17 protein-coding genes and 2 tRNA genes are annotated in these 16928 nt (G+C 25.4%); 16 read left to right on the top strand and 3 right to left on the bottom strand.

From position 1 onward, the window contains the following. Nucleotides 1-197 precede the first annotated feature (197 nt). The 5 genes from JG677_RS08770 to JG677_RS02040 all read left to right on the top strand — a co-directional run bounded on the left by JG677_RS08770 (nucleotide 198) and on the right by JG677_RS02040 (nucleotide 2430). Nucleotides 198-509 carry a hypothetical protein gene (locus JG677_RS08770; protein ID WP_234284618.1) on the top strand — a complete coding sequence of 104 codons (312 nt, stop codon included), beginning with the start codon at nucleotides 198-200 and terminating at the stop codon, nucleotides 507-509. A gap of 187 nt (nucleotides 510-696) precedes the next feature. Continuing rightward, nucleotides 697-772 (top strand) — tRNA-Ala (locus tag JG677_RS02055). Between the two features lie 3 nt (nucleotides 773-775). After that, a tRNA-Val gene (locus JG677_RS02050) sits at nucleotides 776-851 on the top strand. Nucleotides 852-1201: 350 nt separating this feature from the next. Next, on the top strand, nucleotides 1202-1732 hold the full coding sequence (locus JG677_RS02045) for a GNAT family N-acetyltransferase (RefSeq protein ID WP_200284895.1): 531 nt from the start codon (nucleotides 1202-1204) through the stop codon (nucleotides 1730-1732). Nucleotides 1733-1800: 68 nt separating this feature from the next. Beyond that, complete coding sequence (locus JG677_RS02040) at nucleotides 1801-2430, top strand: hypothetical protein (protein ID WP_200217216.1); 630 nt, start codon at nucleotides 1801-1803, stop codon at nucleotides 2428-2430. A 919-nt stretch (nucleotides 2431-3349) separates the two neighbouring features. Here JG677_RS02040 and ispG read toward each other — a convergent pair. Next, the gene (gene ispG / locus JG677_RS02035) at nucleotides 3350-4414 is read right to left on the bottom strand and encodes a flavodoxin-dependent (E)-4-hydroxy-3-methylbut-2-enyl-diphosphate synthase (RefSeq protein WP_200284907.1); all 1065 of its coding nucleotides are present in this window, start codon (nucleotides 4412-4414) and stop codon (nucleotides 3350-3352) included. A 106-nt stretch (nucleotides 4415-4520) separates the two neighbouring features. Between ispG and JG677_RS02030 the strand changes: the two genes are divergently transcribed. Further along, nucleotides 4521-5048, top strand: a complete 528-nt coding sequence (locus JG677_RS02030; protein ID WP_200284893.1) for an adenylyl-sulfate kinase — start codon at nucleotides 4521-4523, stop codon at nucleotides 5046-5048. A gap of 99 nt (nucleotides 5049-5147) precedes the next feature. Here the strand turns inward: JG677_RS02030 and JG677_RS02025 are convergent, their stop codons facing one another. After that, entirely contained in the window at nucleotides 5148-7721 is a 2574-nt protein-coding gene (locus JG677_RS02025; RefSeq protein ID WP_200217214.1) for an ATP-dependent Clp protease ATP-binding subunit, read from the bottom strand. Nucleotides 7722-7925: 204 nt separating this feature from the next. Between JG677_RS02025 and JG677_RS02020 the strand changes: the two genes are divergently transcribed. From JG677_RS02020 to JG677_RS01975, 10 genes are all read left to right on the top strand, one after another. Next, a complete protein-coding gene (locus tag JG677_RS02020) occupies nucleotides 7926-9257 on the top strand; it encodes a S41 family peptidase (RefSeq protein WP_200284905.1) in 1332 nt (443 codons plus the stop codon). Then, the gene (gene purC, locus JG677_RS02015) at nucleotides 9254-9961 is read left to right on the top strand and encodes a phosphoribosylaminoimidazolesuccinocarboxamide synthase (protein ID WP_200169508.1); all 708 of its coding nucleotides are present in this window, start codon (nucleotides 9254-9256) and stop codon (nucleotides 9959-9961) included. The genes JG677_RS02020 and purC overlap by 4 nt, the downstream gene beginning before the upstream one ends. A gap of 2 nt (nucleotides 9962-9963) precedes the next feature. Continuing rightward, on the top strand, nucleotides 9964-10200 hold the full coding sequence (gene purS, locus JG677_RS02010; protein ID WP_200284891.1) for a phosphoribosylformylglycinamidine synthase subunit PurS: 237 nt from the start codon (nucleotides 9964-9966) through the stop codon (nucleotides 10198-10200). Further along, nucleotides 10197-10844 carry a phosphoribosylformylglycinamidine synthase subunit PurQ gene (gene purQ / locus JG677_RS02005; RefSeq protein WP_200217212.1) on the top strand — a complete coding sequence of 216 codons (648 nt, stop codon included), beginning with the start codon at nucleotides 10197-10199 and terminating at the stop codon, nucleotides 10842-10844. The genes purS and purQ overlap by 4 nt, the downstream gene beginning before the upstream one ends. Before the next feature lie 26 nt (nucleotides 10845-10870). After that, entirely contained in the window at nucleotides 10871-12031 is a 1161-nt protein-coding gene (locus tag JG677_RS02000) for an SH3 domain-containing protein (RefSeq protein WP_325099505.1), read from the top strand. After that, on the top strand, nucleotides 12009-12710 hold the full coding sequence (locus JG677_RS01995; protein ID WP_200284889.1) for a lysophospholipid acyltransferase family protein: 702 nt from the start codon (nucleotides 12009-12011) through the stop codon (nucleotides 12708-12710). The genes JG677_RS02000 and JG677_RS01995 overlap by 23 nt, the downstream gene beginning before the upstream one ends. Next, the gene (gene crcB / locus JG677_RS01990) at nucleotides 12704-13072 is read left to right on the top strand and encodes a fluoride efflux transporter CrcB (protein WP_200284887.1); all 369 of its coding nucleotides are present in this window, start codon (nucleotides 12704-12706) and stop codon (nucleotides 13070-13072) included. The genes JG677_RS01995 and crcB overlap by 7 nt, the downstream gene beginning before the upstream one ends. Before the next feature lie 245 nt (nucleotides 13073-13317). Continuing rightward, entirely contained in the window at nucleotides 13318-15147 is a 1830-nt protein-coding gene (gene htpG / locus JG677_RS01985) for a molecular chaperone HtpG (RefSeq protein WP_200217209.1), read from the top strand. Then, nucleotides 15144-15452, top strand: a complete 309-nt coding sequence (locus JG677_RS01980) for a rhodanese-like domain-containing protein (protein WP_200169514.1) — start codon at nucleotides 15144-15146, stop codon at nucleotides 15450-15452. Before htpG ends, JG677_RS01980 begins: the two co-directional genes overlap by 4 nt. 1 nt (nucleotide 15453) lies before the next feature. Next, nucleotides 15454-15891: a hypothetical protein gene (locus JG677_RS01975; RefSeq protein ID WP_200284885.1), complete on the top strand. Its 438-nt coding sequence runs from the start codon at nucleotides 15454-15456 to the stop codon at nucleotides 15889-15891. On the opposite strand, the gene JG677_RS01970 is transcribed toward JG677_RS01975, so the two are convergent. Further along, the coding region (locus JG677_RS01970) for an amidohydrolase family protein (RefSeq protein WP_200284883.1) at nucleotides 15888-16928 on the bottom strand (1041 nt) is incomplete at its 5' end. The genes JG677_RS01975 and JG677_RS01970 overlap by 4 nt on opposite strands.

Genomic DNA, 16928 nt, shown 5'->3' with positions numbered 1-16928 from the left:
TCAAAAATCCAACTATTTGTAAATCACGACCACTAGAAGATAATAATAAAAATAATATTTTATTAAAACTTGATAAAAATAGACATTTTTGTTTTTTAAAGGATGATATAAATTACGAAAATATAAAAGAACAAATGAAATATAAATTTATAATTTCACTAGAAGGCAATGACGTAGCAAGTAATTTAAAATGAGCGATGAATTCTAATTCTTTAGTTTTGGCTCCAAAAATGACTTGTGAAACTTGGTTTATGGAAGAATCTTTAAAACCAAATTATCATTTTGCTTTAATTGATAATGAAAATTTAGCTAAAGTGATTGATCATTTTAATAATCAAGATGCATTAGAAATTATCCATAACGCACATAAATACATCAAACAATTTTTAGATAAGAAAAAAGAATTTCATATAGGAATTTTAGTTTTAGCTAAATATTTTTACTACTCTGGGCAACTTGATCTTGATAAAAAAGAATACGAAAAAGACATTCTAGCATTGATTAAGTAATTTGTCTTTTTTAAATTAATTTTATATTATAGTAATTTTAAATTTTTAAGAATGAATTATTTTTTAAATTGTATAACTTATTAAATTTTATGTACATTTTAATTTATCAAAATATTTAAAAAATATTAATTCGATTTTCATTTTCAGCCAAAAAAAAGTAATATTACGATAGAATTTTAAATTTTAAGGGGCATTAGCTCAGCTGGGAGAGCACAACGCTGGCAGCGTTGGGGTCAGCGGTTCGAACCCGCTATGCTCCACCATATGGTTCCGTAGCTCAGCTGGTAGAGCACTACCTTGACATGGTAGTGGCCGTTGGTTCAAGTCCAATCGGAGCCACCATTTAACTTCTTAACTTTCAAAAATACCTAAAATTGCAAATTAATATTATCTTGTTTATATAAAAAAATAAATATCATTAATTTTTATAAATAATTTATTTAAATTTTATACTAAATATTTTTATATTTTATGATACTAAAAAATACATAAACACTATAGTATTAAATATATTTTTTAAAAGATTTAAATTAATTATTAGGAAAAAACTACAATAATTCAATTATATATAGATAATACAGCATAACTTTCTTTATTTAAAATAGATATTTATAAATATGAGCTAAAATTTAATCAAACTACAAATTTAATTTTTATAATAAAATTAATATTTTTATTTTAAAAGGAGATGAATGCAAGAACTAATTATAGAATTAGCCACTTTAAAAGATTTAGATTCTATATTGAAAATAACTCAAAACGCTTTAATATCTATGAAAAAATTAGGCTTTCATCAATGGAATGAAAACTATCCAAATTTTGAAATCTTTACTCAAGATATCGATAAAAATCATCTTTATATTTGTCGCAAAAAAGAACAAATTCTAGGTTTTGTTTGTATCAATGAACTTTTTATGGAAGAATACAAAGATGTACATTTTAATCCTAAATTTAATAATAAAGCTCTATATTTACATCGTTTAGCAGTCAATCAAAATTTCAAAAGACAAGGAGTTGGTTTTAAGCTTTTAAATTTTTGCGAAGAATTTACTATAAGAAATAATAAATTAAGCTTAAGAGCAGATACATTAAGTAAAAATTTACCTATGAATTCGCTTTTTAAAAAATTAAATTATCAATTTTGTGGCGAATTTAATATAAAAAATTATAATGATAAATTCTTTGCTTATGAAAAAATTCTAAAAAACTTTAACTTTGATTAATAAAAATTTTGTAAGAAAAATATTGTTATAATAAACCTTTACGTAGCAGACAATTTTAAGGAATTTTAATGTTAAAAGAATTACTCGAAATAAAAAAAGAAATGGAGCCTGTAATCCACGATGCTAATGTAAAACTAAATGTTTTAGCAAGAGAAGTTATAGTGCGTAAAAAAGAATATGAAATTTATGGTCCTATGATAGATCGTGTTTATCTTGATAATGCTATTTATGTTAAAGTTATGTCTAGCGGACGTGATGCCAAAACAGATAATGTGCAAATTAAAACTGGTTTTTATATGGTTTTTGTTGCCCCAGAAAAAGAAAGTACAAAAGATATAAAAAATAAACTCAAAGTAGCCTATGAAGCACTTGATAATAAATTTATTTCAACACTTATAAAATCATGTCAACGCTTTAAAGAAATTATTTCAAAAACTCAAGCTACTTTAGCAAAAGCTTCTCAAATGAATGTTTTGGTAAAAACGAATTTAGGCGAAGCTAGCTCAGCTTTAAAATTTAATATCACTATAGAATACACCAAAGACAACCAAAAGCTTACTAGAGAAAATTCAAAATCAGCAGGAAGTTTTAGAGATACAAAGACTTATATTAATTTAGTTGTTGAAAAAAATACAGATTCTAGAGTATGTGAAAAATTGCTTGATGATGTTGAAAAATATTTTATTGGTGGTGGGTGAGATTATTTAGACTTGTTAATTTTTATAATTTTTTAAATAAAAAAGATGCTTTTATATATCTTTATTATAAAAATATCCAAAGAAATTATATGTTTTAATTTTTTATTTCTTTTTTTTGATTACAAAATTTTCTAAAAATTGGACAAATATAAAAGTTTTCAAGATTGATTTTTAAAAATTATTACTTTCTATAAAATATTATTATATTAAAAAGATATTTTTATATTTAAAAAAAGAATTTCTAAATGCTATAAAAATATCTTCGTCAAAATTTCCTAACTAATATAATTATTTGTGTTTGGTTCAAATTTCTTTATATTTAAGACTTAGAATCCAAACTAAAAAATTTATTATTTCAAAAGTTTTTATTCTATCATCTCGTTTTTAATATCTAAAAACAATCATAAATTTAGGAATTATAAGCTACTTTAAATAATTTTAGTAAAAAACCCAAATCATAGAATTTTAAAAATATAAAAATAGCTTTTATTTTTCTAATTTAAAGTGTAAAAGTTAGATTCAACATTTTATTTTAAGAATATAATCAATACTATCAAAATATTTGAAATATTTTAAAAGAATAGCTAAGATAAATTTTACTTTAATCTTCTAAAAATCTTATTTAAAAGATAATATAAATTAAATGTTTTTCTTTAAAATCCAAAGATAAAACCAAATAATATTTTAAACTGCTCAAAAAATACATTCTTAAAATTGCAAGAAATTTTACTAGTCTAGAATATAAAATTTAATACTTTATAATCATTTTTTTAAATATAATTTATAATTAAATATTTCTTAAAAAGCAAAAAAATAAAATTATATACCTACCAAGATAGTTTAATCTTGTGTAATTATTTAAAATACTTGAAATTAAAAATTGATTTATTCTCTTTTAATTTTATTTTTAAATTTAATATTATTCCCTTTGTTTTGCTTCATCTTCAACCTCAAGTAAAAATCTCTCTACAAGTTGATCTTCTTTTAATTTAGCCACCACTTCTCCATGTCTTATTACAAGTCCTTGGTTTTTACCAAATGCTATGGCAACATCAGCCCCTTTTGCTTCACCTAAAGCATTTACAACACAACCCATTACACTGATATTTAAAGGTTTATTGATATGTTTAGTTTTTTCTTCAACTATTTTTATAGCTTTTATAAGATCACTTTGAATTCTCCCGCAAGTTGGACAAGAGATGATATTTACTCCACTTTTTTGCACACCACTATCTTGCAAAATTGCTCTTGCTACGCGAATTTCTTCTTCTAGCTCTCCTGTCATTGAAACTCTTATTGTATCACCTATACCTTTAAGAAGTAAATTTCCCAAAGCAATAGAACTTTTTATTGTACTATGAAATTTAGTTCCGGCTTCAGTAACACCTAAGTGAAAAGGATAATCACAAAGTGGTCTTAATCTTTCATAAGCTTCTATAGTTTTTTGTGCATCTGAAGTTTTCATAGAAATTTTAATATCAAAAAAGTCTAAATCTTCCAAAAGTTTAATATTATACAGAGCACTTTCAAGCATAGCATCAACATTATATCCGTATTTATCACTAAATTGCTTTTCAATTGATCCATGATTTACGCCTATGCGTATAGGAATGCCTCTTTCTTTACACGCCTTAACTACGTCTTTTACATTTTCTTTAGAACCTATATTTCCAGGGTTTACCCTAATACCATCAATAAATTCAGCACAAAAAACAGCTAGTTTATGATTAAAATGTATATCAACAATTAAAGGCAAAGGGCTTTTTTGCTTAATCTCTTTTAAAGCTCTAGCATCTATCATATCTAAACACGCTAAACGCACTATATTGGCTCCTGCAAAATATAAACGATTAATTTGATCTAATGAGCCATCAATGTCTCTTGTCTTAGTAAATAACATAGATTGCACAGAAATTGGAGCACTTCCTCCGATCGTAACATCACCTACTTTAATTTCTCTTGTTTTAAATCTTTTATACATTATAAACTTCTTTTAATTTATTTTCATTTGTATATTTTTTTAATGAAAGTTTATTTTATTATTTTTTTGATAAAATTTTATAAAAATATTTAAAATTATAGGATTTTTAATGCAAGAAAAATCGGATTTTTCCAAAGGCTTAGTTATTTGGCTAACAGGTTTAGCAGGAAGTGGAAAAAGTTATATTGCTGAAGCTTTATATAAAAAATTGTGTTTAAAATATAAAAATATTATTTATCTTGATGGAGATGAATTAAGAGATTTACTTGGAAATTACGATTATGATAAACAAGGACGCATTAATATGGCGTTAAAAAGATCTCAATTTGCCCATTTTTTAAGTTCTCAAGGAATGATAGTTATAGTAAGTACAATTTCAATGTTTAAAGAAATTTACGATTATAATAGAAAAACTTTAAAAAATTATTGTGAAATTTATATCCAATGCGAACTTGAAGAGCTTATTAAACGTGATAAAAAAAATCTTTATACCAAAGCAATAAATAAAGAAATTAATAATGTTGTAGGTATTGACTTAAAATATGATGAACCAAAACCAGATTTAATTATAGATAATAATCAATTTGGTAATTTAGAACAAAAAGTTGAAAATATTTTAAATTTTTTAAAAATTTAAAATATTTTTCTAAAAATAAATTAAAATCTAATTATATTTTATCACTTAAGCATAGTATTTATAATTTATTTTTATAAAAAAGTATAAAAGTATTTACTTTTATACTTTTTTAATCACTATTTCATCATTATTAGCATCAATTAAAATACTATCGTTTTCATTCAATTTATCAGATAAAATCATATCGCTTAATTTATCCTCTATCATATCATAAATAGCTCTTTTTAAAGGTCTTGCTCCAAATTCAGGATCAAAACCCTCTTTTGCAATCAAAAGTGCTCCTTCTTCACTAAGCTCTGCTTTAATCCCTTTATTAGCCAAATTTTTTTGCAAATCTTTAAAAAGAAGCTTAACTATCTCATAAGCCTCATCTTTTCCTAAAGGGTTAAAGGTAATAATATCATCTAAACGATTTAAAAATTCTGGTTTAAAGAAATTTTTTAATTCGTTTTTAATTGCATTTTCTTTTTCTTCGCCATCTAAATTCATAATAGCCAAAGAAGCAATATTTGAAGTTAAGATTATAATGGTATTTTTAAAATCAACTACAACTCCTTTGCTATCAGTTGCTCTAGCATCATCTAAAATGCCTAAAAGTATGTTAAAAACATCTTTATGAGCTTTTTCAACCTCATCAAATAAAAGCACACTATAAGGCTTACGACGCACAGCTTCAGTTAATTCTCCACCTTCTTCGTGTCCAATATATCCTGGAGGTGCTCCTAAAAGTCTTGATACACTATGTTTTTCCATAAATTCACTCATATCAAAACGAATCATTGCTTTTTCATCATCAAATAAAAACTTTGCCAAAGCTTTAGCTGACTCTGTTTTTCCTACTCCAGTTGGTCCTAAAAATAAAAAACTTCCTATAGGTTTATTGTCTGCATTAAGCCCTGCTTTATTGCGCTTTATAGCTCTTGCTAAAGCAGCTAAAGCTTTATCTTGACCTATGACACTTTCTTTTAAATGTTTTTCAACTTCTAAAAATTTAATTTTTTCAGAAGTAAGCATTTTTTGCACACTTATGCCTGTCCATTTGCTTAAAATTCCAGCTACTAAATCCTCATCTACTTGATTTTTAAGCAAAACTCCATTTTCACTCATTTTCTTCCATTTTTCTTCGGCATTTAAAAGCTCTTTTTCTAAACTTGGAATTTTACCATATTCTAGCTCAGCAGCTTTTTGAAACTCTCCTTTATTTTTAGCCAAATTAGCTTCATTTCTTAAAAGATCAATTTCTTTTTTCTTTGAACTTATCTCATCAAAAACAGCCTTTTCGTTTTCAAATTGAGAATTTAAAGTATTTTGTTTTTCTTTTAAATTAGATAATTCTTTAGTTATCTCTTCAAGCCTTTTTTGATTTTTTTCATTATTTTCCATTTTTAAAGCTTCATTTTCAACTTCTAAAGTTTCTATATCTTTTCTCACTTTTCTTAAAGAACTTGGTTCACTTTCTATTTGCATTTTAAGTTCAGCTGCAGCTTCATCAATTAAATCAATAGCTTTATCAGGTAAAAACCTATCTGCAATATAACGTTTAGAAAGTTTTGCAGCAGCTACTAAAGCACTATCATTAATACTTACATTATGGTGTATTTCAAGTCTTTCTTTAATACCTCTTAACATTGCCAAAGCTTCATTAATACTTGGCTCACCAACATTTACAGGTTGAAAACGACGTTGTAAAGCAGCATCTTTTTCAAAGTATTTACGATACTCTTTTAAAGTTGTTGCTCCTATAGTATGAAGTTCACCTCTTGCAAGTGCCGGTTTTAAAATATTTGCCGCATCCATACTACCTTCACTTGCCCCAGCTCCAACAATAGTATGAATTTCATCAATAAAAAGTATAATATTTTCACTTTTAATTACTTCATTAACAACAGATTTCAATCTATCTTCAAATTCACCACGATATTTTGCACCAGCTATTAATGCACTCATATCAAGAGCAATTAATTTTTTATTTTGCAAAGAAGTTGGAACATCTTTTTTAACAATTCTTTGTGCTAAAGCTTCTACAATTGCAGTTTTTCCAACACCAGGTTCTCCTAATAAAATAGGATTATTCTTGGTTTTGCGAATTAAAATTTGCATTAATCTTTCTATTTCTTCTTCTCTACCTATGACAGGATCAAGCTTTGATTCAATAGCTTTTTGAGTTAAATCAATACCAAATTTATTAAGAGCATCTAAAGTTTCATCACTTGTTTTACTATCTATTTTACGTCCAGCTCTTAAACTTTGTAACTCTTTTTGAAATTCTTTTATATCTAAAAATTTAGATAAAATTCCTCTAATAGGTTCTTTTTCACTCTCACTTATTAGCCAAATATCTACAGATAAATAACTATCTCCATTAGCACTCATTAAACCTTTGGCATTTTCTAAAGAATTGACTATTTCATTAGAAAATTTAATATTTTCTTTTGTTACATTTGAACTTGTTGCAAGATTTGAAATTTTGCTTTTAATCTCAAGCTCTAAAGCTTCTTTAGAAATATTTAATTTATTTAAAATTTGATTTAAAATACTAGCACTATCTACAGTTAAAGCCCATAAAAGATGCAAAGGAACTACTTCATTATTTTTAGAATATATCGCTAAAGATGCTGCACTTTCAAGATTTGAAAGCATAGAATCTGTTAAATAATCTTGTATATTTGCCATAACTCATCCTTAATTATTTCATTTTTTAGATTATTATATAACTTTAGTCATATTATGTCAAGTTTATTTATATATTTTTATTAATTTTATTTATATAAATACTATAAATACAATTATATAATAATTATGTTTTTCTAGATATATTCTTGATTTATTTACGATTCTTTAAGTTAAGTTTATTAAAATTAAAAAATAATAAATAAAATTTGGAGTTTAAAATTGAAAGCTAAAAGAATTTTTGCCCTAATAAGTGGCTTTATAGGATCTTTAATCTTTTGTTTTTTTATAGTCAATGTTTTAGAAGCTAAAACAAACAATACAAATGAGCAAATACAGCAACGTCTTCAATCTTTGGAAAAATTAACTAAAACTTTAGCAATCATCGAGCAATATTATATCGATGATATAAATATTACCAATTTAGTAGATAAATCAATCTCCGGACTTTTAAATAATCTTGATGCACATTCTTCTTTTTTAAATGAAAAAGACTTCAATGATATGAAAATTCAAACTAATGGTGAATTTGGAGGGCTTGGAATCACTGTTGGCATGAAAGATGGAGCTTTGACTGTTATTTCTCCTTTAGAGGGAACTCCAGCTGATAAAGCAGGTATTAAACCAGGAGATATTATTTTAAAAATCAATAATGAAGCTACTTTAGGAATTTCGCTTAACGATGCTGTTGATAAAATGAGAGGAAAACCAAAAACTAAAATTACTTTAACAATTTTTAGAAAAGGGGCAAATGAGCCTTTTAATGTGACCTTAACAAGAGATATTATAAAGGTTGATAGCGTTTATTCAAAACTTATAGAAAATGAAAATATATTATATATTAGAGTTACAAATTTTGATAAAAATATTGTAGAGAAAACTAGCAAAGAACTTAAAAAATATCCAAAAGTAAATGGAGTTATTTTAGATTTAAGAAATAATCCTGGAGGATTATTAAATCAAGCTGTAGGTCTTGTTAATCTTTTTGTTGATAAAGGGATAATTGTTTCTCAAAAAGGACGCATAAAAGAAGAAAATCAAGAATATAAAGCAGATGCTAAAAATAAAATTTCTAATGCCTCTTTAGTAGTGCTAGTCAATGGAGGAAGTGCGAGTGCGAGTGAAATAGTCAGCGGGGCTTTGCAAGATTTAAAAAGAGCTATTGTTGTAGGAGAAAATACCTTTGGTAAAGGAAGTGTTCAACAAATTATCCCTATTAATCAAAATGAAGCTTTAAGATTAACCATAGCAAAATATTATTTGCCAAGCGGTAGAACTATCCAAGCTATAGGAGTTAAACCAGATATTGAAATTTTTCCAGGAAAAGTAAATACAGATAAAAATAGTTTTACTATTAAAGAAAGCGATTTAAAACAACACCTTGAAAATGAATTAGAAAAACTTGATAAGCAAAAAGATTTAAAAAATCAAAATAAAGATGATAAAAATTTAATTACATCAAAACAAATTAATGAAGATGCCCAATTAAAAACAGCGATTGATGCAATTAAAATTTTAAATCTTAAGGTAAGTCAATGAAAAAAGATTTATTTTATGAAGGTAAAGGTAAAAAAATTTACAAAACACAAGATGATGACTTGTTTATTGCTGAATTTAAAGATGATTTAACTGCATTTAATGCAGAAAAAAAAGGCAAAGAAGAAGGTAAGGGTAAATTAAATTGTAAAATAAGTACTATAATTTTCGAATTATTAGAAAAAAATGGTATTAAAACTCATCTTGTAAAAGCTATTAGTGATAATGAACAACTGATTAAAAAATGTCAAATTATTCCTATAGAAGTTTTAATTCGCAATATTGCAGCAGGATCTTTAAGTAAAAGACTTGGTATAAAAGAAGGAAAGGTTCTCCCCTTTACTCTAGTAGAATTTTGTTTAAAAGATGACAAACTTGGAGATCCTTTTATCAATGATGAGCATTGCTTGCTTTTAAATTTAGTTAAAGACCAAAATCAAATTATAACTATAAAAGAACTGGCAAGAAAAATTAATACGATTTTATTAGATTTTTTCGATCAAAGAAATTTAAAACTAATAGATTTTAAAATAGAATTTGGTCTTTCTAAAAATCAAGAAATTATTTTAGCTGATGAAATTAGTCCTGATAGTTGCAGACTTTGGGATAAAAATACCAATGAAAAACTTGATAAAGACAGATTTAGACAAGATCTAGGAAATGTTAAAATAGGCTATGAAGAAATACTTAGAAGAATTGTAGGATAACTATGAAAGTTGTTGTTAATATTTTTTTAAAAGAAGGTGTTTTAGATCCTCAAGGAAAAACTATACAAAAAGCTTTACATTCTCTAAATTTTAATAATGTAAACAATGTTAAAATGGCAAAACAAATCATTCTTGAACTTAATGAAAATGATAAAATGAAAGCAAATAAAGAAGTAAAAAAAATGTGTGAAGAACTTTTAGTTAATGACGTTATAGAAGATTATGAGATTATTATATGAAAGTAGCTATTATAAGATTTCCTGGAACTAATTGTGAATTAGATACTCAATATGCTTTTGAAAAACTAAATTTAAAAACACAAATCATTTGGCATGAAGAAAAAGAATTTCAAGCTGATTTAGTTGTATTACCCGGTGGATTTTCTTATGGAGATTATCTAAGATGTGGCGCAATTGCAAAATTTGCTCCTATTATACCGGCTATATTAGAACACGCAAAAAAAGGTGGTTACATTTTAGGAATCTGTAATGGTTTTCAAATTCTTTTAGAATTAAAACTTTTAAAAGGGGCTTTAAAAGCAAACAATAGTCTTAGTTTTATTTCAAAAAATCAAAAATTAAAAATAATTTCAAATCAAAATGCCTTATTGAGATATTTTAACAAAGAAGAGATTATTACATTACCTATTGCACACGGAGAAGGAAATTACTTTGCCACTGATGATGATTTAAAAGAACTTGAAGATAAAGATTTAATTCTTTTAAAATATATAAATAATCCTAATGGTTCATTATGTGATATAGCAGGAATATGTGATGAAAATAAAAAAATTTTTGGTCTTATGCCTCATCCTGAAAGATTTTGCGAAAATATCTTAGGAAGCGACATAGGGCTTAAAATCTTAAAAGGATTTATTTCTTGATTGCTTTTTTAAGATTTTTCTTTTTCATTTCTTTTTTAATCATCAAAGTCCTAGCGCAAGATAATATAAATAATTTACAAATAGAACTTAAAAATCTTCCAGAAGAAGAGCAAAAAATTTATAAAAATATTGCTCCTAGCGATGAAAGCGAAGATTATCAAAAAAATATTGAAGATCCTTTCATCCCGCAAAGCTCACTTGTTTTAATTACTGGCAATTATATAAATAAAGCTTATGTTGGAGAAGTTTTTCCTATAACAATCTATGCTAAAACTACAGAAAATACCAATTTTAATTTTCATATTGAATTTATCAAAAATAATGATCTCTTGTTTTTAAATCCTGATGTTAAATGGGAAAGAAAAAATGATGTTTATGAAGCAACATTATGGTTTGAGGCAAAAACCTCTAATGCTAATTTAGAACAAATCATTATCAAGCTAAGTCGCAATAATGTTTTTTTCCAAAAAGCTAATATTGCTATAAATCCTATAAAATTTGAAAATACGCCAAGTAGTAATAATTTTTCTCATTTAGTTGCAAGCTCACTTGAAATTAAAAAGATTAAAACAAATTATTTTGATGATAAAAATGTAATTATGATTATGGAATTAAATGCTACTAATACCAATCTTAAAAGTTTTTACTTAAAAGGAATAGAAAAACAAGGTATTGAAAATTTAAAAGGAGATTTTAATTCTTCTAATGCTTATTATTATGCAGTATTTCCTGTAAATAAAAATATTTTTTCTTTTTCTTATTTTAATAAAGATGAAAAAAAACTTCAAAACTATAATTTAAAAATAAAAGTTAGCGAAGATAGTATAAGTACACAAAGTGATTTAAATCCTACTAATAAAGATTTTAATATCTATAAACAATATGGACTTTGGATTATTGCTTTTTTACTAGGAATTTGCTTTGTTTTTAAAAAAAATTACATTATTTTAGTTTTTGCGCTAATTTGTTTTATCTCTGGATTTTTAATAGACACTTCAACAAAAATTGGAATTTTAAAAGCTAATGCCAAAGCTAGAATTTTGCCGACTGAATTGTCAACTTATTTTTACACAACTAATAACAATGAAAAAGTTGAAATTTTAGGAGAAAGAAAGCCATATATAAAGGTTTTATTTAAAGATGGAAAAATAGGATGGGTAGAAAATGAAGATCTTGCAAAAAATTAGAGCTTTATATTTTTGGATCTTTTTTATTTTAAGCGTAAGCTTAGTTTTGCTTTGCTTTTGTTTTATATCATCTCAAAAAAAACTTTGGAAAATTCGTAAATTTTGGGCAAAAACTCAAAAATATATTATTCCCTATAAAGTAGAACTTAAAGGTGTATTCAATCAACAAGCTTCTATGATACTTATGAATCATCAAAGTACTTTAGATATTATCGCTTTAGAAGATATTTATCCTAAAAATTTAGCTTGGATTGCAAAAAAAGAATTAGCTCAAATTCCTGTATTTAAATTAGCAATGAAAAAGCCTAAATTCCTTTGTATAGATAGAAAAAACCCAAGGGAGTTAATAAAAATATTAAAAGAAGCAGAACAAAGACTAAATGAAAATAGAGTATTGGCTATATTTCCAGAAGGAACAAGATCAAGAACCCAGAAATTGCTTAAATTCCAAAGTGGAGCCAAAATTTTAGCACAAAAATTAAATTTAAAAATTCAACCTATTCTTATTGTAGATTCTGCAAAAATTTTAGATACCAAAAGTTTTAATGCGAATAAGGGAATTCTTAAAATTATTTGTATGGATTTAGTTGATACTAGTGATGAATTATGGCTTGAAAATACACGTAAAAAAATGCAAGAGCTTCTTGATAAAGAAAGAAATAACCTTAAATTATGTTAAATACACTTTTAATTGTAGGGCTTGGAGGATTTTTAGGTGCTATTTTTAGAATGCTTTTTATCGAATTAATAAATAAATTTTTACCCTATTCTATTAATCTTGGAACACTTTTTGTTAATATTTTAGGATCATTTTTTTTGGGAATGTTATATTCTTATTTACAAAATAGATATTTTTCACCTTATTTAAATTCTTTTGTTAACATAGGATTTTTAGGTGCTTTTACTACTTTTTCTAGTTTTTCATATCAAAATTTACTATTTTTACAAAATGGGTGCTATTTAAATTTAATTCTTAATATATTCCTTAATATAAGTTTTTGCCTATTTGCTGTATGGATTGGTCTTTTAATTTTTAAATAATTTAAAATTATAAAATAAAAACTAAATTTTAATAATCACTATAAAATATCTTAATTAAAAAAGTTATTGTCCATAAATCTCAAAAATACTTTATAAAATCTTATTTGATTAAAAAATATTGATAAAAATTTCTTTTAAAAGCCAAATTCTCTATCTTTTAAAAAATATCTAGATTTAAAATTTACTCTTAATTTTAATTTTTTTTGCTAAAATATCTCCTTAAAAATTAATTAAGGAGAAAAGATATGCAATTTCAAACTGAAGTCAATCAACTTTTGCAACTTATGATACATTCTTTATATTCTAATAAAGAAATTTTTTTAAGAGAGTTGATTTCAAATGCAAGTGACGCTCTTGATAAACTAAATTTTTTAAGCGTTAGTGATGATGCATATAAAAACCTTCAATTTAAACCAAAAATAGAAATTAAACTTGATAAAGATAAAAAAACTTTAAGCATTAGCGATAATGGTATTGGTATGAATAAAGATGATTTAATCAATCATTTAGGAACCATAGCAAAGAGCGGAACAAAAAATTTTTTAGAAAATTTAAGTGGAGATGCAAAAAAAGATTCTCAGCTTATAGGGCAATTTGGTGTTGGATTTTATTCAGCTTTTATGGTGGCAGAAAAAATCGAAGTTTTGACTAAAAAAGCCTTAGATGATAAAGCTTATCTTTGGAGTTCTGATGCAAAAGGCTATGAAATAGAAGAAGCAGACAAACAAGAGCAAGGTACTATCATAACGCTTTATTTAAAAGATGATGAATTTTTAAATTCTTACAAAATTGAAAATATAGTTGAAAAATATTCTAATCATATTCAATTTCCAATCTTTATGGAAAAAGAAGAATATATCCCTGCTAAAGAAGGCGAAGAAGAAGGAAAAACAGAATTAAAAATTTCTCAAATCAATAAAGCTAATGCTTTATGGAGATTATCAAAAGCTTCTTTAAAACAAGAAGATTATGAAAAATTTTATGAACAAAATTTCCATGACAATGAAAAACCCTTGCTTTATCTTCATACAAAAAGCGAAGGAAAATTTGAATATAATTCTTTATTCTTCATCCCAAAAAACGCACCTTTTGATCTTTTTCGCGTTGATTATCAAAGTGGCTTAAAACTTTATGTAAAAAGAGTATTTATTAGCGATAATGATAAAGAGCTTTTGCCAACTTATTTAAGATTTATAAGAGGTATTATTGATGTTGAAGATCTTCCTTTAAATGTAAGTCGTGAAATCTTACAAGAAAACCAAATTTTAAAAGCAGTTAAAGAAGCTAGTGTTAAAAAAATTCTTAGCGAATTAACAAAATTAAAAGAGAAAGATAAAGAAAAATATATAAACTTTTTTAAAACCTTTGGAAAAGTTTTAAAAGAAGGTTTATATGGCTTTGGCGACAATAAACAAAGTTTATTAAAACTTATGATGTATAAGAGCACCAAAAGCGAAGGTTTAAGAACTCTTGATGAATATAAAGAAAATATTAAAGCAGAGCAAAAAGAAATTTATTATATTACAGGGAATAATGAAAGCTTACTTAAAAATTCTCCACTATTAGAAGAGTATAGAAAAAAAGATGTTGAAGTTTTGCTAATGGATGATGAAATTGACTCTTTAGTTATGCCAATGCTTGATGAATATGAAGGTCTTAAATTCGTAGCAATTAATCAAGTGGAAAACAAAGAAGAAATTAGTGATGAAGATAAACAAAATTTTGCTTCTTTACTTGCTAAATTTAAAGAATTACTTAAAGAAGAAGTAGATGATGTACGCCTTACTTCAAGACTTAGCGATAGCCCAAGTTGTATAGTTTATGATAAAAATAAACCTGATTTTGCTATGCAGCAAATTCTTAAACAAATGGGACAAGAACAAAATATCAAACCTATTTTAGAACTAAACCCTAAACATCAAATATTTAACAAGCTAAAAGAAAATGAAACCTTTGCTCCAGATATTGCTACCTTAATCTTAAATATGGCAAAATTAAGTGAAGGAATGGGAGTAAATAAACCTGATGAATTTAATAAAGCTCTTAATAAAATTATCATAAAGGCTTTATCTTGATTGTAAATATAGCTATTACAAAAGCTAATTTAGATGAATATCAAATTTTTGATGTTAGAACTCCTTTGGAATGGGAAGAAGGAGTTCTAAAAAATGCTGAACTTGTTTATCTTTATGATAATAAAGGTTTTATCAATCCAAATTTTACACAAGAAATTAAAGAAAAACTCAATAATAAGCCATTGGCTTTTGTTTGTCGTAGTGGAAATAGAAGTCAAATAGCAGCTCAGATCATCCAAGATGAACTTAAACTTTCTAGTACAAATCTTGAAGGTGGTATGATGGCATACTACAAGGAAAAATAAAATGGCTTTTTATTTACTCATTGCTGCTTTATCTTTTTTAATGCTTTATTTTGCTATTAAAAAATATACTTTAAAAATTGATGAAAAAACTTTACTAGAACCTATTAAAACTGATATTTATCCTAAATTTTGTGATTATATTGATGAAAAAATTCGAGAATTAAAATGCAAAGTACAAAATAATGAATTAGAACTTTTAGACTTAGATAAAAAAGATAATTTTTTAGAGTATCTTGGAGATTTAAGCCGTGAGCTTACTTTTATACAAACTATGAATTTGAGTAAAAAAAGTGATGAATTATGGCAAAATGAACTTTTTAATTTTTTAAAAAAATTAGAGCAAATTATTGAAGATTTTTTAAAAGAATCTCACTCAATCAATGAAAAGCTAAGAAACGACTTAATGCAAAATTTTGAAACATTAAAAGAGGGAAATTAAAAAATCATTTCCCCTTGAATAAAATGATGTTTTATTTTCCCATATAGCTTATCTTTAGCATACAAAGAATTAGAAGAAGTTTCAAAAGAAGCACTCTCATCAAAAATAATAAAATTAGCTTCTTTTCCAACTTCGATTTCCCCGGTATTTAAACCTAAGAATTTTGCAGGATTTAAACTTGTAAGCTTGCAAAGTTCCTTCCAAGATAAAAGCTTATCTTTGATAAAAAAAGTATAACAAAGACTAATAAATTCATCAATACTATCTATACCAAAAACAGCTTCATCAAAAGTTGTATCTTTTAAGCATTTTGTATAAGGGCTATGCATGCTACTTAAAAAACTAATTTTTTCTTCTTTTAGGGCATTTTTTAAAGAGTTTAAATTCTCTTTTGAGCGCAAAGGAGGCATAAGTTTAGCCAAGGTATTAAAATCTTTACAACTTGTATCATCTTTAATTAAATGATGAATACTAAAAAGAGTTAAATTTTTTTCATCTAATAAAGACAAAGACTTTTCAAGGCTTAAAATATCATAAAGAATTTTAACCTGATAAAAGTTTTCAAGTTCTTTTATCTTGGCCACTTCACTTGTTTCTGCTACTTCGCTAATGCCGCTTAATCCTAATTCAGAACTTGTTAAGCTTTCATTCATTACACCATTATCATAATTTTTTTCATAACATTGCATAAAAATTGGTAAATTTTTCATTAAGGCATATTGTATACTGATTTTTAAAACATTGGCATCGATTGCACTATTAAGTTCTAAAGCACAAGCACCTCTATCTATAAACATAGAAAGATTTCTTAATTTATTTTGAGAATCTAACACTTTAACACTAGGAAAAATATGTATTTTTCTTTGAGATAAATTCTGCAAATATAATTCAAACCCTTGTTCATCAAAATTTGTACTATCGCGCAATACAATAGCACAAATCCCATTTTTCAAGCATTGTTCTTCTAATATATCTAAATGTTTTAAGGAAAATACATTATCTTTTAAAGTAATACAAAGATCAATAAAAGAAGGTAG

This window comes from Campylobacter sp. TTU-622 (assembly GCF_016598965.1).
Classification (GTDB): Bacteria; Campylobacterota; Campylobacteria; order Campylobacterales; family Campylobacteraceae; genus Campylobacter_D.
Note: the sequence above shows the minus strand (reverse complement) of the source record. Positions and strands in the feature narration are given on the sequence as shown.